The sequence below is a fragment of the Streptomyces longispororuber genome, from assembly GCF_024448165.1.
In the GTDB taxonomy this organism is placed as follows: Bacteria; Actinomycetota; Actinomycetes; order Streptomycetales; family Streptomycetaceae; genus Streptomyces; species Streptomyces longispororuber_A.
Map to the genome: position 1 here is coordinate 1 of NZ_JAMOLN010000025.1, position 23,529 is coordinate 23,529.

Sequence of the window (23,529 nt, forward strand, 5' to 3'; positions counted from 1 at the left end):
CCGTCGCGTCCGGCGCGGCCCGCCACCATGGGGTGCGCCACCCAGATCGCCCCGGGCCCGCCATGCACGGGTCGCGGACCGGCGGACATGGGTGTCGGCCCCGATGGACACACCCCCTGGTGAACGGGGAGCCTGGGCGGTGAGACCACCGCACCCACCCGGCGAGGAGGCCGCGCGTCCGTGTCCCTGTTCTGGCGGATCTTCCTGCTGAACGCCACCGTGCTGCTCGCCGCGGTGGCGCTCCTCCTGCTGGGTCCCGTGACCGTCTCCACGCCCGTGGTGCTGACGGAGACGCTGATCCTGGCGGCCGGCCTCGTGGTGATGCTGACCGCCAACGCGGCGCTGCTGCGGGTCGGCCTCGCGCCGCTGCAGCGGCTGACCCGCGCCATGACCACCACGGACCTGCTGCGCCCCGGCGACCGCCCGGTCGCGTCCGGGCAGGGGGACGTGGCCGCGCTGATCGAGACGTACAACGCGATGCTCGACCGACTGGAGGCCGAGCGGGCCGCCAGCGCGGCGCGCGCCCTGTCCGCGCAGGAGGCGGAGCGGCGCAGGATCGCCCAGGAACTGCACGACGAGGTCGGCCAGACCCTGACCGCGGTGCTCCTGGAACTGAAGAGCGCGGCCGACCAGGCGCCCGACGGCCTGCGCGACGAGCTGATCCGCACCCAGGAGACGACCCGCGCCGGTCTGGACGAGGTCCGGCGCATCGCCCGCCGGCTGCGCCCCGGAGTCCTGGAGGAACTCGGCCTCGTCAGCGCCCTGCGCTCGCTGGCCAACGAGTACACCGACTGGGCCGACACCAAGGTCACCAGCACCGTCGCGGCGCCGCTGCCACCGCTCGACCGGGCGGCCGAACTGGTCGTCTACCGGGTCGCGCAGGAGGGCCTGACCAATGTGGTGCGGCACTCCGGCGCCGCGCACGCCGCCCTGGACATCCGCGCCACCGACGACCGGGTGGTGCTGCGGATCCGCGACGACGGGTGCGGCACCGGCGGCGCGGCCGAGGGCGCAGGACTGCGCGGGATGCGGGAGCGCGCCCTGCTGGTCGGCGCCGAACTCACCGTCCGCGACGGCACGTCAGGGGGCACCGAGGTGCGCCTCGACGTGCCCGTCGCGCCCGCCGGGAGCGGACGATGAGCGGGAGCGGCGACGAGGTGCGGATCCTGCTCGCGGACGACCACGCGCTGGTCCGGCGCGGGGTCCGGCTCATCCTCGACCGGGAGCCGGGGCTGACCGTGGTGGCGGAGGCCGGGGACGGGGCCGAGGCGATCGCGCTGGCCAGGTCCGAGCGACCCGACCTGGCCGTCCTCGACATCGCGATGCCCCGCCTCACCGGCCTGCAGGCGGCCCGCGAACTGGCCCGCGTCCAGCCGGAACTGCGCATCCTGATCCTGACGATGTACGACAACGAGCAGTTCTTCTTCGAGGCCCTCAAGGCCGGTGCCTGCGGCTACGTCCTGAAGTCGGTGGCCGACCGGGACCTGGTCGAGGCGTGCCGGGCCGCCGCCCGGGACGAACCGTTCGTGTACCCGGGCGCCCTCAAGGCGCTGATCCGGGACCACCTCGAACGGATCCGCCGGGGCGACGACGTGCCCGCCCGGACCATCACGGAGCGGGAGGAGGAGATCCTCAAGCTGGTCGCCGAGGGCCACACCTCGCAGCAGATCGCCGACCTGCTGTTCATCAGCGTCAAGACCGTGGAACGGCACCGCGCCAACCTCCTGCAGAAGCTCGGCCTCAAGGACCGCCTCGAACTCACCCGCTACGCCATCCGCGTGGGGCTCATCGAACCGTGACCGGCGCCGCGTGCGGCGACCGCCCGGAGCAGCCGCCGGCGCTGCCCGTCGTCGCACGCGGCCGTTACCGCGGTGAGCGCGAGCGCCGCCGCCCCGTCCAGGACCGCACGGTCGGCGCCCGGCGTCCTCCCGTACGCGGTGAACTCCGCCGTGTGCTGCCTGGCGCCCCCGGTGTCGTAGCCGATGGTGGGATGGATCGCGGGCAGCAGCCGCGACACGTTGCCCATGTCGGTCGACGCCATCGACTCGCCGCGCCGGGACACCGGCGTCCGTCCCAGGCCGCGCGCGGCGGCCGTGTACGCCTCCGTCAGGAACGCGTCCTGCCGCAGATCCGCGAAGTCCCGCCCGTGGGGCTCCAGTGCGAGCCGCGCGCCGGTCGCCAGGGCGCCCGCCTCGAAGCACGACGCGACCCGGCCCTGGACGAGCGCGAGCTGTTCGGCGCTCGGGGCCCGCACCTCGTAGCGGGCGCGCGTGACGTCCGGGACGACGTTCGGCGCGCTGCCGCCGTCCGTGACGATGCCGTGCACCAGGGAGCCGGGCGGCAGGTGCTGGCGCAGCAGACCGATCGACGTCTGCGCGACGGTCAGCGCGTCGAGCGCGTTGACGCCCTCCCAGGGTGCGAGCGCCGCGTGGGCCGGCCGGCCCCGGTAGACGACGTCCCAGGCGCCGATGGCGAGCGACGACGCGGCGACGCTGTCCTCGGCGGCGGCGTGCACCATCATGGCCGCCGCCACGTCGTCGAAGACCCCGGCCTCCAGCAGCAGCACCTTCCCGCCGATGTCCTCCTCCGCGGGCGTGCCGATCAGCCGCACGGTGACGCCGATCCGGTCGGCGACGGCCGCGAGGCCGAGCGCGGCGCCGACGGCCGCCGCCCCGTTCACGTTGTGCCCGCAGGCGTGGCCGATGCCCGGCAGGGCGTCGTACTCGGCGCAGAAGGCGATCACCAGGTCGCCGTCGCCGAACGTGGCGTCGAGGGCCGTGGGCAGGTCCGCGACCGGGCGGCTCACCGCGAAGCCCGCCGTGTCGAGGAGTGCGCCGATCCGGGCCGCAGCGCGGTGCTCGTCCAGGGCCGTCTCGGGATCGTCGTGCAGGGCGTGGCTGAGGTCGACCAGTTGCTCACGGCGGCGGCGGATCGCCTCGTGGACCGTGTCCTGGACCGTGGTCGGCGTCGTCACGTGAGGCCCTCCTTCGTCGGTACGTGGCCCGGCCGCGGCGCGGCGAGCGGGTGCGAGGTCGTCCGCGGCCCGGCGTAGGCGAGCGCGCACAGGGCGCCGAGCAGCGCGACCCCGCCGCACAGGCACCAGCTCCACACGAAGCCGGAGAGGGCGATCCGGCCGTCCCCGCCACCGGTCTGGTGGGCCGCGAACACGCCGCCGATCACGGCGGCGCCGATGGCCGCGCCGAGCGACAGCGCGAGCTCGTTGAGGCCCACCGCGAGCGCGGTCTGCCGCTCGGGCACCACCTCCGCCGACAGCGTCCGCGTGATCGACTCGAACAGGCCCGTGGCCAGCCCGACGACCAGGGCCGACGCCACGTACTGGGGGAGCGTGGTGTGGAACAGGGCCAGGCCCAGGAAACCGAGCGCGATCAGCGCGCCGCCCGTCGCGAGCACCGCGCGGTCACCGATCAGCCGGGCCAGCCGCGGCGTGGCCGTCGACCCGGCGAACCCGGCGACGACCATGGCCAGCGACACCGTCGCGATGGCCTGCGGCCCGAGGCCCATGCCGTAGCCCGAGCGGGCCGGATCGGCCCCGAGGAACAGGGCGTTGGCGCCCAGGAAGCCGATCGTGCCGAACGCCGCGCAAAAGGTGTGCGCGCTGATCACGGCGAGCCGTCGGTCGCGCAGCATCCGCACGCTCACCAGCGGATGCGTCGCACGCCGTTCCACCGCCACCCACGCCGTCAGCACGACCACCGCGAGGGCCGCGACGCCCAGCGACCGCGCCGACGTCCAGCCCCAGGCGCCGCCCTGCGCGAGCACCAGGACGAGCGCGATCAGCCCGACCGTGAGCAGGGCGGCGGCGCCGTAGTGGAAGCGGCCCCCGCGCGGGGTGTCGCTGTCCGGGAGCAGAACGCCCGCCAGGACCGCGAGGACCGCCACCGGGACGGCCGTCCACAGCCCCGCCTCGGCGTGCCGCTCGCTGAGCGCGCCCGCCACCAGACCGCCCACGCCGATCGCGATGAGCAGCGCGCCGACCAGCACCGCCATCCCGCTGCGGCCCCGCTCGGGCGCCCGGGAGCGCAGGATTCCCGCCAGCAGCGGGAAGAAGCCGACCACCGCGCCCTGCAGCACCATGCCCGCCGCGAGCGTCGCCACCGTCGGCCGCAGCGCCATCGCCAGCGATCCGGCCGCGACCATCGTCAGGGCCACCCGCAGCAGCCTGCGGTGTCCGAACAGGTCGCCGAGCCGCGACAGCAGCGGCGTCAGGACCGCGAACGCGCACTGCGCCAGCAGATAGAGATTGTTCTGCCCCACCGCCCCGATGCCGAGACGCTGCCCCAACTCCGGGAGCAGCGGCGTCAGATACCCCTGGACGACGCCGCTGAACACCACGACGACCGCCATCGCGCCGACCATCGCGCGACCGGTGCCCAAGCCCGCACCTCTGTCCACCGTGCTCACTCCTTCTGGTGGCCCGAACCGAAAGTGCTGGCTACTGTGCGGGCTGCGGCCGAACCGAGCCGTCACATCGACGGAAACAGGCGCAGAGAGGCTGTCGCATGCGAGAAACGGTCACCGTCAGCGAACTGGACCTGGCCCTCGTCAACGCGCTCCAACTGCGCCCGCGCGCCTCCTGGACCGAGCTGGCACCCCTCCTCGGCGTCACCGCGGGCACCCTCGCGCGCCGCTGGGAACGGCTGACCGGCGAGGGACTCGCCTGGGTGTACGCGGCGCCGGGCCGGGAGTTCTCCCGTACCCGCTGCACCGCGTTCGTGCTGCTGCGCTGCGCCCCGGGCAGCCGGGGCGCGATCGCCGAGCGGCTCTGCGCGTTCGAGGAGGCCGTGACCATCGAACTGACCGGCCCCGGCAGCGCCGACCTCCTCCTGGACGTCCTCGCCCCCGATCTGCCGGCGCTCACCCGCTTCCTGACGGAGCGGCTCGAGACGCTGCCGGGACTCGTCTCCGTCGACTGCCTCTTCGCGACGTCCTTGTCCGTCGAAGGGAGCCGCTGGCGGCTGCGCTCCCTCGCCCCCGACCAGCTCACCGCGCTGGGCGCGCCGGGATCCGGCGCACGCGACGCGTCGCCCACCGTGGAGCTCGACACCGTGGACCGGGCGCTCCTGGACGCCCTCGTCCGCGACGGCCGGCTCGGCCTGGCCGCGCTCGCCGAGCACGCCGACAGCAGCCCCGCCACCGTCCGCCGCAGACTGCGCCGCCTCGACGACTCCGGCATCCTCACCCTGCGCTGCGACATGGCCGCGGCGCTGGCGGGCCGCCCGGTCCCCGTCTCCCTGCTCGGCCGGGCGCCCGCGCGGGACACTGCCGCCGTCCACCGCACGTTCGCCGCGCTGCCCGAGTGCCGGCTCGTCGCCGGCGTCACCGGGCGCGCCAACATCTTCGCCACGCTGTGGGTGCACGACCTCGGCGACATCCAGCGCCGGGAGACCGCGCTGTGCGCCCGGCTGCCCACGCTGACCGTGACGGACCGGATCGTCGGCCTCCACACGGTCAAGCGGATGGGCCACCTGCTGGACGAGGACGGGCGGCGCGTGGGGCTACGGGCGATCCGCCCCTGGTAGCGCACCGGGCCGGGCCGCCCGGATGGTCAGGGCGTGTCCAGCCACGTCATCGCGGCCACCGTGAGCGCCTCCACGCCCGTGCTGAGGGTCGGCTCGATCAGCGGGGCGAAGTACGGCGAGTGGTTCCCGGGCAGCTCGTCGAGACGGCCCTCCTGCAGCGCCGACACCACCGTCTGCGTGTCGAGCCCGCCCCAGAACCAGAAGACCGTGGGCACCCCGAGCGACGCGCCGAACACCCCGACGTCCTCGCTCGCGTTGACCGGCGGCATCGGCATGATCCGCTCCGCCCCGAAGTGGTCGGTGAAAGCGGCCAGCGTCGTCGCGGTGGCCGCGGGGTCGCTGACCAGCGCCGGCACCGCCCCGGACCAGGCGAGGTCGGGCTCGCGCGGCGCGCCGCTCGCGGCGGCCTCGGCTCGGACGATGCGCTCCACCGCCGCCCGCACGAGTGCGCGCGTCGGCTCCGTGGCCGAGCGGATGTTGACGCCGAGACCGGCGCTGTCGGGAATGATGTTGTCCTTGGTGCCGGCCTGCAGCCGGCCGACCGTGACGACCGCCGACTCGGCCGGCGGCACCTCCCGGGAGACGACCCCCTGGAGCCGGGTCACCACGTTCGCCGCCATCAGCACCGGGTCCACGGTGGCCTCCGGCCGCGAGCCGTGCCCACCGCGCCCGTGCAGCGTGACGTCCAGCGAGTCCGCCGCCGCCATCACCGGTCCGCTGCCGTGCCCGACGAACCCGGCGGGCAGCGGTCCCACGTGCTGGCCCAGCACGATCGACGGGGCGGGGAAGCGGTCGAACAGCCCGTCGTCGACCATGTCGCGGGCGCCGCAGCCGAGCTCCTCCGCGGGCTGGAACACCAGGAGCACGGTGCCGCGCCACTGCTCGCGCGCCCCGGCCAGCAGCGTCGCCGCCCCGACCAGGCACGCCGCGTGCATGTCGTGCCCGCACGCGTGCATCACCGGCACGTCGGTGCCGTCGGCGTCCACGCCGCGCTGCTCGCTCGCGTAGGGCAGCCCGGTCTTCTCCTCCACCGGCAGCGCGTCGAAGTCGGCCCGCAGCATCACCACCGGACCGTCACCGCCGCGCAGCACCCCGACGACCCCGGTGCCGCCGACGCCCTCGGTGACCTCGTCCACGCCCGCGGCCCGCAGCCGCCCGGCGAGCAGGGCGGCCGACCGGTGCTCCTGCCGCGACAGCTCCGGATGCCGGTGCAGGTCCTGGTACAGCCCGGCCAGGTCCTCCCGGATCTTCGCCAGCCCCGCCGTCACCGTGTGCGCCATGGTCAAGCCTCTCCTTCGCCGATCGCCGAACGGAGCTCACCGTACGGCGACCCGGCGCCGTCGTCGCCGGGCGCGCCGACGGGAGGGTCATCCGATCGGTCGACCCCGGCCTCGTCCGCTCGGCCCGCCGGCCCGACCCGGAACGTCGACGGGGCGGCCCCGGTCCCGGGCCCAGGATGGAGTGCAGAGCGGGACAGCGCGCCGGACCCACCGGAGCCCGAGCTCGCAGGGCCCGGACGCAGGGTCCGCCCCCACACGTTCGGAACCCCACGGGCGGACGTCGTACCCCCACGATGTCGCCGACGAATCCCAGGAGTTGACCCCCATGCAGAAGCTCTCCCGCCGCGCCCGCGTCGCCACCGGTGCCGCCGTCCTCGCCGCCGTCGCCGCCGGTACCTTCGGCACCGTCTCCGCGACCGCCGCGCCGCAGGCCGCCCCCGCCGCCGCGCAGGCCGCCGACACCACCACGTCCACGCACCTGACGATCGACGCCGCGTCGAAGGCCGCGCAGGCCGCGCTCGACGCCGCGAAGAAGGAGAACCAGAAGGTCTCCGTCGCCGTCGTCGACCGCAACGGCAACACCGTCCTGACGCTGCGCGGCGACGGTGCGGGACCGCAGTCCTACGAGGCCGCGGAGAAGAAGGCGTACACCGCCGTCTCCTGGAACGCCCCGACCTCCGAGCTGGCCGAGCGGCTGGACAAGGCCCCGACGCTGAAGGACATCCCCAACACGCTGTTCCTCGCGGGCGGCGCCCCCGTCACCGCGGACAAGGCCCCGATCGCGGGCATCGGCGTCGCCGGCGCCCCGTCGGGCGACCTGGACGAGAAGTTCGCCCAGGCGGGCGTCGACGCCCTCAAGTAGGAGGGACCGCCGGACGCGGCGCGCGGGCCCCGGGCTCTCGCGCCGCGCCCGGCGTGGTGCACGACTGCCAGGAAGCGGGCCCCCATCCCCGGCAGCGGGTGACAGTGACGCGACGACCGCGCCACGGCCACTCTGCTGTGGCACGTCCCTGAGCCGCTGACGGGACACCGCCTACCCGGGGAGCGTCCGTGAGCACCGTCCGCACCAGCACGCCGCGCACCGCGCGGTCCACCGCCGATCCACACGCCGAGTACGAGCACGAGCCCGTCCCGCAGGCCGCCCGCAAGGGCCTGCTGTCGGTGTCGGCCGTCTGGTTCGGCTTCCCGATGAACCTCGGCAACGCCGTCTTCGGTGGCGTCATCGTCTACCACCTCGGCTTCCTCACCGGAGCCGTCGCGATCGTCCTCGGCAACCTCGTCCTGTTCGGCTACGTCGGCGCGCTCAGCTGGCTCGCCGGCCGCAGCGGCGAGAACTTCGCCCAGCAGACCGCCCGCACCTTCGGCACGCTCGGCGCCCGGATACCCGCGGCGTTCCTGTCGACCGTCGTCATCGGCTGGTACTCCTTCCAGATCGGACTGTCCGGCACCAACCTCCAACAGGCCCTCGGCTGGGCCACGTTGTGGGGTGCGCTGGCCGGCGGCGCCTTCTTCGCCGTGCTCACCGTCGCCGGGATCCGCGCCCTGTCCCTGATCGGCCTGATCGCCACCCCGCTCTTCGTCGTGCTGGCCGCCGTGGCCCTCTGGTACGGCATCGGGGACGTGTCCCTCGGCTCCGCGCTCACTTACGCGGGGCCCGGTACCGCCCTGTCGTTCGGGGCGGCCGTCAGCATCGTCATCGCCGGGTTCGCCGACTCCGGCACCATGACCGCCGACTTCACCCGCTGGGCGAAGAGCGGGCGATCCGCGGTCGTCGCCGCGGCGTGCGCCTTCCCCTTCGCCAACTCGGTGGCCTTCCTCGTCGGAGGGCTCGTCGTCGCGGTCGGCGGCGCCGCCGACCCGGCCGCCGACGGCGGCGGCTTCCTCGGCCTGCTGACCGGCCACGGCCCGTTCCTGACCACCCTCGCGGTGATCTTCGTCTTCGCCAACCTCGGCTCCGTGGCGGCCCATTGCCTCTACAACGGCGCCGTCGGCTGGTCCGCGCTCACCCCCGGCCGGATGCGCCCGCTGGCACTGGTGCTCGGCGCGCTCGGCCTGCTCGCGGCCCTGACCGGGATCTGGGCGCACTTCGTCGACTGGCTGAACCTGCTCGGCATCTTCGTCCCGCCGATCGGCGCGATCCTCATCACCGACCAGGTGGTCCTGCGCAGCCGCACGGCCACCCGCTCCGCCACGGCCTACCGCTGGCCCGCCCTCCTCGCGTGGGCGCTGGGCGCGGGAGCCGCCACCGCCGCCCACTACCTGCTGCCCGGCGCCGTCGACGCGCTCGTCGGGATCGCCGTCGCGGCCGTGGCCTACGCGGCACTGGAACGCCTGCCGCACCGTACGGCCCACCGCGGCGAAGGAGCGGCCCGATGACCGCGGCGCCCGACACGAACCGCGCCCTGTGGAGCCTGTCCGCAACCGAACTCACCGCAGGCGTAAGGGCGTTGGAGATCTCGCCGGTCGAGGTCGTCGACGCCGTCCTCGACCGGATCGCCGACGTCGACGACACCCTCGCCGCGTACTGCACCCTCGTCCCCGAACAGGCCCGCGTCCGCGCCGGGGCCCTCGCCGACCGCCTCGCCCGGGGCGCGGACCCGGGCCCGCTCACCGGGCTCCCGCTCGGTGTGAAGGACCTGATCAGCACGGCGGGCATCCGCACCACCTCCGGGTCACCGGCCTACGCCGACTTCGTCCCGGACGAGGACGACATCGTCGTCGAACGCTCGCTGGCCGCCGGTGCCGTGGTCGTCGGTAAGACCAACGCCTCCGAGTTCGGCTACAGCGCCACCGGCCACAACCCGCTGTTCCCGACCACCCGCAACCCGTGGAACACCGCCCTCACGCCCGGTGGCTCCAGCGCCGGATCGGCGGCGGCGGTCGCGGCCGGGCTCGCCCCGGTCGCGCTCGGGTCCGACGGCGGCGGCTCGGTCAGGGTGCCGGCCGCCCACTGCGGACTCGTCGGGTTCAAGGCGTCCATGGGGCGGGTGCCCGTGTGGCCGGGCTGCCGCGACGAGCGCCTTCCGGGCGTCTCCGGCTGGGAGTCGCTGGAGCACATCGGGCCGCTCACCCGCACCGTCGCCGACACCGCCCTGATGATGTCGGTGCTGGCCGGCCCCGACCCGCGCGACCGGCACTCCGTACCGTGCGCCGACGTCGACTGGACGGCGGCCGCCCCGCCCGCCGACGTCACCGGCCTGCGGGTCGCCTACAGCGCCGACCTCGGTTACCTCGCCGTCGACCCCGAGGTGCGCCGCGTCGTCGGCGACGCCGTGCGCGTCCTGGAACGCGACCTCGGCTGCCGGGTGGAAGCGGCCGACCCCGGCTGGCCCGACCCGGGCGAGGCGTTCGCCGCGCTCATCGCCGCCGACACGGACCTGACCGGCATGCGCCGGCTGATCGACGTGCACGGGGAGCGCATGTCGCCGCACCTCGTCGCGATGATGCGACGGCCGTGGACGGCCGAGCAGTTCACCGACGCCAACCTGGTCCGCAAGGCCGTGGTGAACCGGATGGCGCGCTTCATGTCCGCGTACGACGTGCTGGTGACACCGACGACGGCCGTGCCCGCGTTCCCCGTCGACATCCAGGGGCCCACCGTCATCGACGGCCGGGCGGTGCCCGACACGGCCTGGACCGGATTCACCTTCCCGCAGAACCTGACCGGCCAGCCGGCGATCAGCGTGCCCGCGGGGACGACCCGGGACGGGCTGCCCGTCGGGCTGCAGATCACCGGCCGGCACCTGGCCGACGCCGACGTCCTGCGGCTGGCCGCCGCGTTCGAGCGGGCGGCGCCGTGGGCGGACCGGTGGCCCGCCCCGTAGCACCCGCCCGGTCAGGCCGGATCCGCCGCCGCGGGCGCCGGGGCCGGCGACTCGTCCGCGTTCTTCGCCTCCTTCACGGGGAAGGTGAGCTTCATCGAGAGGTAGGCGAAGACCGGGCCCAGGGCGTTCATCGCAATGACGCAGATCCACGCGGACCAAGGGTTGCCCGCGTCGTAGCCGAAGCCCCCGAAGAACGTCGCGAAGTAGCTCGCGAAGCCGAAGAACATGCCGGGGATCAGCGCCAGCGCCTTGATGCGGCCCGCGTACATCAGCGCGCTGTTGACCACGAGGATCACCAGCGCCTGGAAGCAGTTGCGGGCGAACTGGCCCTCGCCGAAGGCCGTTCCCGCGTGCTCCTCGACGAGCACGATGACGAGGGCGAACGTGGAACCCGCCGGCATGGCGAGCCACAGCCGCCGGGCGTTGGCGAGGGAGGGGCCGCCGAGCAGGAACGTGCCCGCCCAGGAGATGAAGATCGCCCACGGCGGCAGATGCAGTGCGGTGCCGCCGATGAACGCCGTGAGGCCGGCGAGGACGGAGGCGACGATTTCGTGCGGGAGGCGTTCGCGCATGAGGGCTCCTTGGCGGGAGGGGTCGATGGAGGTGCGCAAAGCCGTGCGGGTGCGGGTGCGGGTGCGGTGTGGTGCGAGTCGTGAGGGGTGCGAGTGGTGAGGGGTGCGAGTCGTGAGGAAACAGGTCGTGGGGGGTGCCTCGTGCCCTGAAGTCGCCTCAGGGCACGAGGAGTTCGCGGGTGCGGGTCGAGCGGGCCACGACGCGGCCCGCCTTGATGACCCAGGTCCGTTCGGGCCGGTCGAGCACGATGTCGTCGTACGCGGTGGTGTCCAGGACCAGCAGATCGGCGCGGGCACCGGGCCGGACCCCGTACCCGTCGTGGACGCCGACGACCCGCGCCGCCTCGTACGTCACCATGCGCAGCACCCGGCGCAGATCGGCGGCGCCGGAGAGGTGCCCGGTCTGGGCCAGGAGCAGCGCGGTGTCGAGCGGGTCGGCCGAGCCGTACGGGGTGAACGCGTTGCGGACGTTGTTCGACGAGCAGGCGGTGAGGACGCCCGCGTCCCACAGCTCGCGCACCGGCGCGACGCCCCGCCTGACCGCGGTCGTGTCACCGCGCCCGCCGAGGTACAGATCGGTCGCGGGCAGCGGCACGACGGCCACGCCCGCGGCCGCCAACGCGGCCATGGCGCGGGCCCGTTCGGCGGGCGGGCGCCCTGCCAGGGACGTCATGTGGCCGAGCGCCACCCGGCCGCCGAGGCCGCGGCGCGCGGTCTGCTCCGCGATGAACTCGGCCAGGGCGTAGCGCGGATCGGAGGCGTCGTCGCCGAAGTCGGCGTGCAGATCGGCCGGTACGCCGTGCTCCACGGCGAGGTCGAGGACCAGCTCGACGTGGGCGCGGCAGTCCTCCAGTGTGGCCTCGTTGTAGGTGCAGCCGCCGACCACGTCCGCGCCGGCGGCGAGCGCGGCCCGCAGCAGCTTCTCCGTGCCCGGCGAGCGCAGCACGCCCTCCTGCGGGAACGCCACGATCTGCAGGTCGAGCGCGTGGGCGTACGCGGCCCGCAGTTCGACGAGGACCTCGACGCCGATCAGCCCCTCGATCGGGTCGACGTCGGGATGCGCGCGGATCATTGTGGTGCCGTTGAGGATCGCCGACTCGACGACCCGGCGGGCGCGCGCCCGGACGTTGTCGTGGGTGAAGTCCGCCTTGAGGGCGCCGGTGACCGAGATCGCCCCGGCGAGGGTCCCGTCCGGATTGGCCCGCAGCCCGTCCAACAGCGCCTTGTCCAGGTGGAGATGGGGCTCGACGAAGGCGGGCACGACGACGCGGCCCGCACAGTCGATCTCCTCGCACGTCCCGGCGGGCGGCGCCGCACCGACGGCGCTGATGCGGCCGTCGGTGACGGTGATGTCGCTCGGTGCCGCCGCGTCCTCGACCCGGGCGTCGCGCAGGATCAGATCGGCCATCGGGTTCACGCCTCCGTACCGAAGTCGGCCTTGCGGATGAGACAGTGCACGCCCTTGACCTGGTCGACGACCTGGGAGACCTCGAAGTCGGCGGCGGCGCTCAGATAGGCGTAGGCCGCGTGCCGTGCCATGCCGATGTGCCCGGTGAGGAAGTCGAGGGCCGCGCGCACGGCGTCCCGCATCGCCTCGTCGAGGTCCTCGTGCAGGCCGACGGGTATCCAGTGCGCGTCGGTCTCGGCGAACGGGCGGGCGAGCAGGTGCGCGGCCGCGCCCTTGACGACCGTGAGCCGGACGGTGGCCCGCAGCGGCGCCTCGAACGCGGTGAGCGCCACCTCGCCGTTGCCCTGCGCGAAGTGCGGGTCGCCGATGTGGAAGCCGGCGCCCTCGGTCTGTACGGGGAGGTAGAGGGCGCTGCCGGTGAGGAGGTGGCGGATGTCGAGGTTGCCGCCGTGCGCCCCCGGCGGAATGCTGTTCGGCCGTTCGGCGGTGTCGGTGGCGACGCCCAGGATGCCGGGGAACGGGGCGAGCGGGAAGCGGGCCCGGCGCTCGCGCGAGGCGCCGGAGCCGCTGCCGTACGCGAGGGAACCCGTGTCGCCGTCGGCCCGGCAGAACGTGAACTCCGGCCCGTCCAGGGCGAATTCGTCGGGGAGCGCACCGCGTGTGTGCCGGGTGGAGACGATGCCGTAGTCGGTGCGGCGGTGCAGCGTGAGGATCTCCACCTTGAGCACGTCGCCGGGGTGGGCCGAGCGGACGCGGACCGGGCCGAGGACCACGTGCGGTCCGTCGGCCGCGGGGTCGCGGGCGAGCAGTGACGAGGCCAGCTCCCGCGCGTCGTCCAGCACCTCGCCCTTCGGGACGCCGAACGCCCCGAAGAACGCCACCGGATCGCTGCCCTGGTCCTCCAGGATGCCCTCGTGCGAGACCGTGTCGAAGGTGACGGTCGCCCCGGAGTCGACGGTCAGGACCGCCTTCGTGTCCCGGCACGGCAGCCGCCCCCACAGCACGTTCGCGGGGTCGGCCGCCACGTAGTGGGCGCCGTCGATGGGCCCGTGGCCCGCCTGAAGCAGCATGCAGGGTCTCCCTAGGTCGGTGCGACGGTCGGTGCGGGCGTCGGTGCTGACGCCGGGGCTGCGGTCGGGGAAGCGGTGGCGGTGGCGGAGGCGGTGGTGGCGGTGATCCGGGTGCCGCCCGCGCCGTCGAGCGCCGCCGCGAGCCGGTCCGGTGACGTGATGAGCACGACCCGGCCGGGACCGCCGGCCAGGAACTCCAGGGCGGCCCGGATCTTGGGACCCATGCTCCCCTCGGGGAACTGGCCCTGCGCGAGCAGGAGTTCGGCCTCGTCGGCGCCGATGTGGTCCAGGAAGCGCTGCCCCGGCCGGCCGTAGTCGACGGCGACCCGGTCCGCGCCCGTCGTGATGACGAGGAGCTTCGCGTCCAGGGCGCCGGCCAGGTGCGCCGACGTGAGGTCCTTGTCGATGACCGCCTCCACGCCCCGGAAGCCTCCGCCGGGCGTCTCGCGCAGCGGGATGCCGCCGCCCCCGCCCGCGATGACCGTGAACCCGTCGGCGGCGAGACTGCGGACCGCCTCCGTCTCAAGGACTCGCACGGGCCGCGGCGACGGCACGACGCGCCGCCAGCCGCGACCCGCGTCCTCGGCGACCCTCCAGCCGTGCTCGGCGGCCAGCGCCCGGGCCGCCGACTCGGTCAGGAACGACCCGATCGGCTTCGTCGGACGCGCGAAGGCCGGGTCGTCCGCCGCCACCACGGTGTGCGTGACGAGCGCCGCCACCCGCCCAGGCAGCAGCTCACCGAGCGTGCTCGCCAGGATGTAGCCGATGCTGCCCTGCGAGTCCGCGACGCACATGTCCAGGTCGAGGGAGGGGAGTTCGGGGGCCAGCGGCGCCACCAGGTCGGAGCGGCGCTTGATGAAACCGACCTGCGGACCGTTCCCGTGGGTGACGACCACCCGCTGTCCGCCGGTCGCGAGCGCGGCGAGCGGAGCGGCCAACTGCCGTGCGGCGTCGAACTGTTCGGCGATGGTGGCGCGGGCGCCGCCCCGCAGCAGCGCGTTGCCGCCGATGGCCACCACTGCCGTACGGTGCGCTGTCGGGGGAGTCATGGCCGAACCGTAGGCCGGGGTGGAACGGCAGGTCATGAGCACGTTCTGCCAGCGCCGCCCCCTCCCGGCTGGCAGCACGTGACAGCGACGCGGCGGTGAGCACCGGGAAACACGGAAGTTACGCCGCGGGTATTACCCATCGAACCGGCCCGACGCATAGTGACTGGGCATGACGGTATACGGCACCGGCTCGCAGCAGGACGCACCGCCCGCACCGGGAGCAGGGCTCACCGTGCGCGAAGCCCTGGAACTGCCCTGTCTCAGCGGGGCCAGACTCGTCGCCGGCGCGCGCGGCGACGGCCGGCGCATCCGCGTCGTCAACATAATGGAGGTCCCCGACATCGTCCGCTGGATGCGCGGCGGCGAACTCCTGCTCACCACCGCCTACGCGGTCCGCGACGACGTCGACGCCCTGTGCGCGCTGGTCCCCGTCCTCGCCGAACGTGGCCTCGCCGGACTCGGCGTCAAGGTCGGCCCCTACCTGTCCCGGCTGCCCCCGCGGATGCTGCGCCTCGCCGACGAACTCGGCTTCCCCGTCGTGGAGCTGCCCGGCGGCGTCATGTTCAACGACATCCTCTCGGAGGTCATCGGCACCGTCCTGAACCGGCAGGCGCTGGAGCTGGAGCACTCCCGGGCCATCCACGAACGGCTCACCCGCGTCGCCATCGGCGGCGGCTCCTACCAGGACCTCATGAACGTCCTGCTCGAACTCTCCGGCTGCGCGGCCGCCGTCCTCGACGAGCACGGCGCGGTCCTCGCCTCGGCCGGAGCACCGCCCACCGACGAACCGCCCGCCCACAGCCGCACCGTCCACGTCGACAGCCGCGCCGCGGGCAGCGTCGGCCTGTGGACCGCCACCGACCCCGACGACGACACCGGCCTGCAGGGCCACGCCCACCGCATCGTCGCCCTGGAGCACGCCACGACCGTCGCCGCCACCATCGCCGCCCAGGAACGCGCCGTCACCAGCCGGGAGCAGCGCTACCGCGCCCTGATGCTGATGGAACTGGTCTCCCGGCCGCCCCGAGACCGCGCGGAGACGGTGCGCCGCGCCTCCGCGATGGGCTGGAACCCCTGGCTGCCGCGCGCGGCCGTCCTGCTGGAGGTGACCGACGCGCAGGGTGCCTCGCCGTGCAGCGAACTCGCCCTGGAGGAACGCCTGTTGCCGCTCGCCCGGCGGGCCGCGGGCGACGACGCCGTCATCTGGAGCTGCCAGGGCGGCCTCGCCATGCTGGTCGCCGCGGGCGACGCGCTGACCGACCGCTGCCACGCCGTCCACCGGGCCGTGACCGCCGCCCACCCCGACTGGGACGTCGTCGTCGCCGCCGGCACCGTCCGCGACGACTTCGCCGACTTCCACCACAGCTACGCGGAGGCCGTGGAGACCCTCACCCTCGGCCGCGAGGTGCACGGCCCCGACTTCGTCCGCGGCTACGCCGAACTCGGCGTCTACCGGCTGCTCGGCCACCTCCCCGACGAGGAGCTGCGCCGGCTCGTGGCCGACGCGCTGGGCCCGCTCCTCGACTACGACCGCGACCACGAGGGCAGCCTCGTCGACACCCTCGGCGCCTATCTGCTGCACGACCGCAACGGCGTCGCGGTCGCCGCCCGGCTGCACATCCACTACAACACCCTGCGCTACCGGCTGCGCCAGATCGAACGCCTCACGGGGGGCCTGGAACGCACCCCGATGAGCCGGTTGCAGACCGAACTCGCCGTGCACGCCCGCCGGATGCTCACCGCCCGCGACCGCGGCTGACCCGCGCGCCGAGGTCACTGTCACCTGGTGCCGGTAAACGCCGGGCGAGTGCTGGCAGCCCGGGCCATGCCGCAGCGTGGTGCGTGCTGCCTACAGTCGGGGCCATGGTGCTGCGAAACGCCGTCCACACGAACCTGTACGCCGATTCGGTCACGCTGATGCGAGCGGCCGCGCGGATCGCCGAGCGGCCCGGCGTCCTGACCGCGAGCCTGGTCATGGGCACCACCGCCAACCAGGACGTCCTCGACCGCGCCGGGCTGCTCGCCGACGAGGGCCGCTCCGCCGGCCCCAACGACCTGGTGGTCGCCGTCCGGTGCGCCGACGACGAGGAGGCCACGGCCGCCCTCGCCGCCGCCCTGGCCGCGCTCGCCGAGACGCCCGGGCCTGCGGCCCCGGAGGGCGAGGTGCCGCTGCGCGCCCTGGCCGCCGCCCCCGACGACACCGACCTCGCCCTGATCTCCACCCCCGGCCCGTACGCCGCCGCCGAAGCGCTGAAAGCCCTGCGCCGGGACATGAACGTCTTCCTCTTCAGCGACCACGTCTCCCTCGCCGACGAGCTGACACTCAAACAAGAAGCCGCATGGCGCGGCCTGTTGGTGATGGGGCCCGACTGCGGGACGTCCCTCGTCGCCGGGATCCCCCTCGGCTTCGCCAACGCCGTGCGGCGCGGCGGCATCGGACTCGCCGGCGCCTCCGGCACCGGACTGCAGCAGGTGTCCTGCCTCGTGCACGCGATGGGCGCGGGCGTCAGCCACCTCATCGGCACCGGGAGCCGGGACCTGAGTGAGGAGATCGGCGGCCTCTCCACCCTCGCCGCCCTCGACCTGCTGGCCGCCGACCCGACCACCGAGGTCGTCGTCCTCGTCTCGAAGCCGCCCGCGCCCCGGGTCGCCCGCCGCGTACTGGAACGGGCGGCGGGCATCGGCAAACCGGTCGTCGCCTGCTTCCTCGGCGCCGCCTCCGGCACGGCACCGCCCGGCGTGACCCAGGTCGCCACCCTGGACGAAGCGGCGCGCGCGGCGGCGTCCCTCGCCCTCGGCCACCCCGTGCCCGCCGCCGAGACCGCGACTCCGCGCCCTCCCCGGGAGCCACGGCGCTGGGTGCGCGGACTGTACGCGGGCGGCACTTTCGCGTACGAGGCGGAACTCCTGCTCCGCGCCCGCCTCGGCGCCGTCGCCCGCGAGACACCCGCCCCGCCACCGGGCGCACCGCCCGCCCTGCCCGCCGCTCACCTGGTGCTCGACCTCGGCGACGACGCGTACACCACAGGACGCCCGCACCCCATGATCGACCCGACGGTACGGACCGCGTACCTGACGGCCGCGCTCGACGACCCGTCGACGGCCGTCGTCCTCCTCGACGTGGTCATCGGCCACGGCGCCGCACCGGACCCCGCCGGTGAGATCGTCCGGGTCCTGGCCGGACGGCCGACCCCCGACGACGGCCCCCTCGTGCTCGCCTTCGTGGTCGGCACCGACCGAGACCCCCAGCAACTCGACGTACAGAAGCGCCTGTTGGCAGATGCCGGGGCCGTCGTCATGGGCAGCGGCACGGCCGCCGCACGGGCCGCCGCCGACGCGGTGGCCGTCATCGCACCGCAGGTCGAGGTCAGGATCGGAGAGGGCGTATGACGACGTCAGGACTGCTGGCGGCGGCGCCGCGGATCGTCGCGGTCGGTGTGGACGGCTTCGCCGCACCGGCGGCCGACGCGGGCGCCACCGTGCACCAGGTGGAGTGGCGCCCGCCCGCCGCCGGGGACGAGGACCTCGGCGCCAAACTCGCCCGGCTCACCTCCCACCCGGCGATCGAGCGGGCCAACACCCGCGCCCTGGACGCCGTCCTCGCGGTCCGGCCGCTCCTGGTCGACGTGGCCCCGGCCCAGGACCTCATCCCGCAACTCGCCGAGGAACGCCTCCTGTTGCACGCCGGCCCGCCCCTCCCGTACGAGCGGATGTGCGGCCCCATGCGGGCGGCCGTCGTCGGCGCGGCCCTCCTCGAAGGCTGGGCGGAGACACCGGAACAGGCGGAACGCCTCGCCGCCGACGGCGGCATCCACTTCGAACCGTGCCACCACCACGACGCGGTCGGCCCGATGGCCGGCATCATCTCGCGCTCCATGCCCCTGCTCGTCGTCGAGGACCGGGACACCGGACGCCGCGCCTACTCCAACCTCAACGAGGGGCAGGGACGCTGCCTGCGCTACGGCGCGCTCGGCGACGACGTGATGACCCGCCTGCGCTGGATGGGGGAGCGCCTCGGACCCAGCCTGCGCGCCGCGCTGCGCTCCCGGGACGAACCCGTCGACCTGCGCGGCCTCACCGCACAGGCCCTCCAGATGGGCGACGAGTGCCACAGCCGCAACACCGCCGCGAGCGCGCTGCTCACCCGCGAACTGGCCGCGGGACTCGCCCGGTCCGCCGATCTCGGCGGCGTCGAGGCCCTCGACTTCCTCAGCGGGAACAACTACTGGTTCCTCAACTTTTCGATGGCGGCGAGCAAACTGGCCATGGACGCGGGCCACGGCGTGGAGCACTCGACCCTCGTCACCGCCTTCGCCCGCAACGGAGTCGACGTCGGCATCCGGGTCAGCGGCCTCGGCGACGCCTGGTTCCGGGCCCCCGCCGCCGCCGTCGACGGCCTCTACTTCGCCGGGTTCGGCCCCGACGACGCCAACCCCGACATCGGCGACAGCGCCATCACCGAGACCCACGGCCTGGGCGGCTTCGCGATCGCCGCCGCGCCCGCCATCGTCGGATTCGTCGGCGGCACCCCCGAACGGGCCCGCCGGATCAGCCGCGAGATGGCCGGCCTGACCCTCGGCCGGCACCGCGACTACCAACTGCCGGGACTCGACTTCGTCGGCAGCCCCGTCGGCATCGACATCCGCAAGGTCGTGGACACCGGCCTCGAACCGGTCGTCACCACCGGCATCTCGCACCGCGAGCCCGGCATCGGACAGATCGGCGCCGGCCTCACCCACGCCCCGCTGCGGTGCTTCACCGAGGCACTCGCCGCGTTCCACGAGCCGTGCGACTGACGGGAGTCGTGAGCGAGGCGGTCGCCGACCTGGTGCACGGGCCGGTGCGCCAGGGCCGCGTGGTCGCCGGCACCCGCCTCGCCCTGTACGTGACCACCGGCGACCCCGGCCGCCCGGCCGTGGCCCTGATCCACCCCGACGCCGTCCGCGTCCCCAACGGGATCCTCCTCCCGGGCGCCGTGCCACCGCGGCCCCGACCGGGGACGCCCGTCGTGATCGGCGCCGGCCGCGTCACCGTCGGCCCCTGGTGCGTCCGGGCCGAGGGGTCCTGGGCGCCGCCCCGCGCCCAGGGCCTCCTCACCGGCCCCGTCCGCGCGGACCGGTGTGCGGAACTGGCGCACGCCGCCGGACCGGGCGGCCCCGAACTGGCCGGACTCCGCGCGGCCCTGCGCGCCGACGACCCGGAGCGGATCGTCGGCGCGGGCCGCGCCCTGGTCGGACGGGGCCCCGGCCTCACCCCGTCCGGCGACGACGTCCTGTGCGGCGCACTTCTCGCCCGGCACGCCATGGGCCGCCCCACCGGAGCACTCGCCGCCGCGGTGCGGGACGCCGAGGCGCGCACCCCGCTGGTGTCGGCTGCGCTGTTGCGGCACGCGGTGCGCGGTGAGTGCATCCCTCAACTCGCTTGTGTGCTGGCCGACGTGACGTCACCGTCGATGCTCGACGCGCGCCCGCTGCTGGCGGTCGGGCATCACTCGGGGGCGGATCTGGCGCGAGGGGTGGTGATGGGGCTGGCAGCCGTGGTCAGTACGTGCGACTGTGCAGACAGGATCTGACCCAGTGCACCTCGGCGAGGCCGGATTCATGGTCCAGCTCACGGTAGAGGGCCTCGGCCCGGTCGAGTGCCTCCTCCGCCTCGTCGAACCGGCGCAGCACGTGGAGCGTGCGACTGACGTCGGCCAGGGTCCACGCCTCGCGGCGACGGTCACCGTGGTCGCGGAACACGTCCAGGGCCTTGTGCTGCACGGCGAGGGCGACGGGCAGCAGGGCGCGGACCTCGTGACTGCCGTGGTGTTCCAGGTCCCGGCCGAGATGCGCCAGGACTCGGGCGACCCCGGGCGCCGGGTCGTCCGAGCCGTTCGCGACGTCCAGCACGTTCTGGGCCAAGGTGACCAAGTCGTCGAAGTGGAACCGGTGGGTGAGGTACGGGCCCACGACGAAGGCGAGTGCGGCGCACGCGTTCGCGTGGCCGTGCAGCCGCGCCGACGTGGTCTCGGCGACCAGGTTCGACCGCTCGGTGTCGAGCCAGTGCTTCGCGTCCACCCATGCGGGAAACCTGGCTCCGGCGTTCACGACGGCGAGTCGGCGGCCGTTCCGGAACGAGAACTTGGCTCTGCTGACGGCCTTCGCGCAGGTCCCGAAGTAGTAGGTGCGGAGCCGCTTGCGGGCGCCGGCGCGCTCGTCGTCCGCGGCATGGTGCTCCCCCCTCTCCTCCGCGTACAACCGCACCAGATCGTGCATCCGCCAGCGTCCCCACACGGTCCCCGCCTCGATGAGATGCGCACGGGCGAGGTCCTGCAGCAACTCCTCCGCGTCGTACGCGTCGCAGTCCGCGAGCCGGGCCGCCGCCTCCGTGGAGACGTCGGGACCCGCGTTGACCGACAGCAGCCGGAACATCCGCGCCTGGTCCGCGTCGAGCCGCTCGTAGGACAGGTCGAACGCGCCGCGCACGGCCCGCTCCTGACGCCGTAGCCGCCGCAGTCGTGAGTGCTGCGCGGTGAGGGCGTCGGCGAGGGACGTGAGGGGGCGCCGCGGATGGTCGGCCAGCAGGGCCGCCGCGATCCGCAGGGCGAGCGGCAGGCCGGCGCACGCACGGGCGACGGCGGCCGCCCCGGCCGGGGAGTCCCGCACCCGGGTGTCGCCCGGGCCCCGAGCCTCCTGTACGACCCCGTCCAGCATCCGGATCGCGGCGGACTCGTCCAGGCCGCCGAGTTCGATGACCCGGGCGCCGAGATCCAGGGTGTCCCGGGAGGTGAGCAGCGTGGCCGTCGTGCCGTCCGTCGGCAGCAGGGGAGTGGCCTGCCCGGCGTCACCGGCGTTGTCGACGACGACCAGGATCCGACGGCCGGCCGAGGCGAGCGCGGCCAGCGCGCTGCGGAACAGCCGGGAGCGGCCCTGGAGATCCTGGGGGATCTGCTCGGGCGCCACGCCCAGGGACCGCAGCAGACCGTCGAGCGCGTGCTCGGGCGAGACGCGGCGCTCGGGGTCGTACCCGAACAGGTCCACGAACAGGACCCCGCCCGGGAACCACCCCTCCTCGCGCACCGCCCGCGTCGCGACCTGCACGGCCAGCTCCGTCTTGCCCAGACCGCCGAGCCCGGTCACCAGCGTCGCGGACGGTACCCGTGACTCCCCGGGCCGGAGCCCGGCGAGCAGTTCGCCGATCTCCCGCTCCCGCCCGGTGAACACGGCGGACGCGGGCGGCAGCCCGGACAGCGCCGGCGCGGTGGCCGGGGGCAGGTGCACGGTCACCGTCTCGCCCTGGACCACCGCGCCGAAGAAGACGCCGCCGCTGATGTCGTTGCGCACCCGGTCATCGTGCCCGCTCGCCCGGTGCCGTGGAGGGCGAACGGGCGGCCCCGGCCGGGTGCGGACCGTCACCGCGACCGCAGGTCCCGTACGAGATCGCGCGGCAGACCGTGGGTGTCGTGCAGGTAGTGGAAGTCCTCCTCGTCCAGCGGGCCCTGGAAGCGCGGCCGGGACAGGACGCGCCGGCCCCGCTCAAGGAGCCCGCGGAACCGCCGCTCCTCGTCGCACAGCACCCGCACGACCTCCTCCGGATCCATGTCCTGACGGAAGTGGTCCAGCGTGTGCCGCACCAACTCACCCGGCAGATCGCCGAGTTCGCGCGACGGGTCGTCGCGCCACAGGACGGTGAGGACGCGCCGCAGCAGGCGCCTCAGCACGTAGCCGCGGCCGGTGTTGCCCGGACGCACCCCGTCGCCGAGCACCACGACGGCCGAGCGCAGATGGTCGTAGACCAGCCGCAGCGAGGACTCGTCCAGCGGCCACAGCGGCGGCAGGAGCCGGCGCCACGGGTCGAAGACGTCGCACTCGAAGACCGACGGTCTGCCCTGCAGCAGCGAGGCGAGCCGCTCCAGACCGAGGCCGGTGTCGACGTTGCGCTGGGGGAGCGGGACGAGCGACCCGTCGTCGAGCCTGCGGTGCCGCATCATCACGTGGTTCCACACCTCCACCCAGCGGTCGTCGCCGGTCGGTGTCGACTCCGGCGGGGTGTCGCCGGTCCACAGGAAGATCTCGGAGTCGGGGCCGCACGGACCGGTGGGCCCGTTCGACCACCAGTTGTCGTCGAGCGTCAACTCGACCGGGACGCCGAGCCGTTGCCACACCTCCAGGGAATCGGTGTCCAGGCCGGTCCGCTCGTCACCGCCGAAGACGGTGGCGTGCAGCAGCCCCGGATCGACACCGAGGCCCTCGGTGAGCAGGCCGTATCCCCAGTCGAGGCTCTGCGGCCCCTCGTAGTCGCCCAGCGACCAGGTGCCGAGCATCTCGAAGACGGTCAGGTGCGTGGAGTCGCCGACCTCGTCCAGGTCCGTGGTACGCAGGCAGCGCTGCACGTTGACCAGACGTCTGCCGAGCGGATGTGGACGGCCCTCCAGGTACGGGGTGAGGGGGTGCATTCCGGACGTGGTGAACAGCACCGGGTCGCCGGGCGGCGGCAGCAGGGTCGAGCCGGTGACGCGGTGGTGGCCGCGGTCCTCGTAGTACTCGACGAACGTGCGCACGACGTGCTCGGTCGTCATCGGTTCCGTGTTCATGGTCTGTGGCTCCTTCGCGGGGCGAGCGGGAGGCACCGGACGACGGTCCGCGGGAAGGGCTGGGTGAACGTCGAAGAACGCGAAACCCCGGCGGGCCGTTTCCGGTCGCCGGGGAAAGTGGTGCGTCAGGCGGCGGCAACCGGCGAGCTGGTCGCTCGCGCGGCTGCGGTGGTGGTTCGGCCGGTGACGTTCATACCGTCGACGATAACGC

At 74.4% G+C, this 23,529-nt stretch carries 19 protein-coding genes; 10 read left to right on the forward strand and 9 right to left on the reverse strand.

The genetic code is table 11. The features are described 5' to 3' along the window. Positions 1 to 180 precede the first annotated feature (180 nt). On the forward strand, positions 181 to 1,140 hold the full coding sequence (locus M4J07_RS09935; protein ID WP_255969862.1) for a sensor histidine kinase: 960 nt from the start codon (positions 181 to 183) through the stop codon (positions 1,138 to 1,140). Next, positions 1,137 to 1,799: a response regulator gene (locus M4J07_RS09940; RefSeq protein ID WP_255969865.1), complete on the forward strand. Its 663-nt coding sequence runs from the start codon at positions 1,137 to 1,139 to the stop codon at positions 1,797 to 1,799. Before M4J07_RS09935 ends, M4J07_RS09940 begins: the two co-directional genes overlap by 4 nt. On the opposite strand, the gene M4J07_RS09945 is transcribed toward M4J07_RS09940, so the two are convergent. Together M4J07_RS09945 and M4J07_RS09950 are read right to left on the reverse strand one after the other, a co-directional pair. Continuing rightward, positions 1,766 to 2,974, reverse strand: a complete 1,209-nt coding sequence (locus M4J07_RS09945) for an amidohydrolase (RefSeq protein WP_255969869.1) — start codon at positions 2,972 to 2,974, stop codon at positions 1,766 to 1,768. The genes M4J07_RS09940 and M4J07_RS09945 overlap by 34 nt on opposite strands. Then, on the reverse strand, positions 2,971 to 4,395 hold the full coding sequence (locus tag M4J07_RS09950) for an MFS transporter (RefSeq protein WP_255969872.1): 1,425 nt from the start codon (positions 4,393 to 4,395) through the stop codon (positions 2,971 to 2,973). The genes M4J07_RS09945 and M4J07_RS09950 overlap by 4 nt, the downstream gene beginning before the upstream one ends. Before the next feature lie 125 nt (positions 4,396 to 4,520). On the opposite strand from M4J07_RS09950, the gene M4J07_RS47855 reads away from it, so the two are divergent. After that, positions 4,521 to 5,540, forward strand: a complete 1,020-nt coding sequence (locus tag M4J07_RS47855) for an Lrp/AsnC family transcriptional regulator (protein ID WP_305127502.1) — start codon at positions 4,521 to 4,523, stop codon at positions 5,538 to 5,540. Between the two features lie 26 nt (positions 5,541 to 5,566). Here M4J07_RS47855 and M4J07_RS09965 read toward each other — a convergent pair whose 3' ends face one another. After that, a complete protein-coding gene (locus tag M4J07_RS09965) occupies positions 5,567 to 6,820 on the reverse strand; it encodes an amidohydrolase (RefSeq protein ID WP_255969875.1) in 1,254 nt (417 codons plus the stop codon). Between the two features lie 325 nt (positions 6,821 to 7,145). Between M4J07_RS09965 and M4J07_RS09970 the strand changes: the two genes are divergently transcribed. The 3 genes from M4J07_RS09970 (at position 7,146) to M4J07_RS09980 (ending at position 10,644) form a co-directional block, all read left to right on the forward strand. Further along, on the forward strand, positions 7,146 to 7,682 hold the full coding sequence (locus M4J07_RS09970; protein WP_255969878.1) for a GlcG/HbpS family heme-binding protein: 537 nt from the start codon (positions 7,146 to 7,148) through the stop codon (positions 7,680 to 7,682). Positions 7,683 to 7,870: 188 nt separating this feature from the next. Further along, a complete protein-coding gene (locus M4J07_RS09975) occupies positions 7,871 to 9,196 on the forward strand; it encodes a purine-cytosine permease family protein (RefSeq protein WP_255969881.1) in 1,326 nt (441 codons plus the stop codon). Next, positions 9,193 to 10,644, forward strand: a complete 1,452-nt coding sequence (locus M4J07_RS09980; RefSeq protein ID WP_255969884.1) for an amidase — start codon at positions 9,193 to 9,195, stop codon at positions 10,642 to 10,644. Before M4J07_RS09975 ends, M4J07_RS09980 begins: the two co-directional genes overlap by 4 nt. Positions 10,645 to 10,655: 11 nt before the next feature. On the opposite strand, the gene M4J07_RS09985 is transcribed toward M4J07_RS09980, so the two are convergent. The 4 genes from M4J07_RS09985 to M4J07_RS10000 all read right to left on the reverse strand — a co-directional run bounded on the left by M4J07_RS09985 (position 10,656) and on the right by M4J07_RS10000 (position 14,743). Beyond that, complete coding sequence (locus tag M4J07_RS09985) at positions 10,656 to 11,216, reverse strand: DUF1097 domain-containing protein (protein WP_255969887.1); 561 nt, start codon at positions 11,214 to 11,216, stop codon at positions 10,656 to 10,658. Between the two features lie 157 nt (positions 11,217 to 11,373). Beyond that, positions 11,374 to 12,624, reverse strand: a complete 1,251-nt coding sequence (locus tag M4J07_RS09990; protein WP_255969890.1) for an amidohydrolase family protein — start codon at positions 12,622 to 12,624, stop codon at positions 11,374 to 11,376. Positions 12,625 to 12,629: 5 nt separating this feature from the next. Next, complete coding sequence (locus M4J07_RS09995) at positions 12,630 to 13,694, reverse strand: acetamidase/formamidase family protein (protein ID WP_255969893.1); 1,065 nt, start codon at positions 13,692 to 13,694, stop codon at positions 12,630 to 12,632. An 11-nt stretch (positions 13,695 to 13,705) separates the two neighbouring features. After that, entirely contained in the window at positions 13,706 to 14,743 is a 1,038-nt protein-coding gene (locus tag M4J07_RS10000) for a carbamate kinase (RefSeq protein WP_255969896.1), read from the reverse strand. 169 nt (positions 14,744 to 14,912) lie between these two features. Between M4J07_RS10000 and M4J07_RS10005 the strand changes: the two genes are divergently transcribed. The 4 genes from M4J07_RS10005 (at position 14,913) to M4J07_RS48225 (ending at position 20,315) form a co-directional block, all read left to right on the forward strand. Continuing rightward, positions 14,913 to 16,502, forward strand: coding sequence for a PucR family transcriptional regulator (locus M4J07_RS10005; RefSeq protein WP_255969899.1), 1,590 nt, complete (start codon positions 14,913 to 14,915; stop codon positions 16,500 to 16,502). Between the two features lie 104 nt (positions 16,503 to 16,606). Next, a complete protein-coding gene (gene fdrA, locus M4J07_RS10010; RefSeq protein ID WP_255969902.1) occupies positions 16,607 to 18,133 on the forward strand; it encodes an acyl-CoA synthetase FdrA in 1,527 nt (508 codons plus the stop codon). After that, a complete protein-coding gene (locus M4J07_RS10015) occupies positions 18,130 to 19,539 on the forward strand; it encodes a YlbE family protein (RefSeq protein WP_255969903.1) in 1,410 nt (469 codons plus the stop codon). The genes fdrA and M4J07_RS10015 overlap by 4 nt, the downstream gene beginning before the upstream one ends. Before the next feature lie 8 nt (positions 19,540 to 19,547). Beyond that, a complete protein-coding gene (locus tag M4J07_RS48225; protein ID WP_255969905.1) occupies positions 19,548 to 20,315 on the forward strand; it encodes a DUF2877 domain-containing protein in 768 nt (255 codons plus the stop codon). Here M4J07_RS48225 and M4J07_RS10025 read toward each other — a convergent pair. Next, entirely contained in the window at positions 20,284 to 22,068 is a 1,785-nt protein-coding gene (locus M4J07_RS10025; RefSeq protein ID WP_255969908.1) for an AAA family ATPase, read from the reverse strand. The two genes, M4J07_RS48225 and M4J07_RS10025, sit on opposite strands and share 32 nt — an antisense overlap. 68 nt (positions 22,069 to 22,136) lie before the next feature. After that, complete coding sequence (locus M4J07_RS10030) at positions 22,137 to 23,303, reverse strand: alanine--tRNA ligase-related protein (protein WP_255970016.1); 1,167 nt, start codon at positions 23,301 to 23,303, stop codon at positions 22,137 to 22,139. Between the last annotated feature and the right edge of the window lie 226 nt (positions 23,304 to 23,529).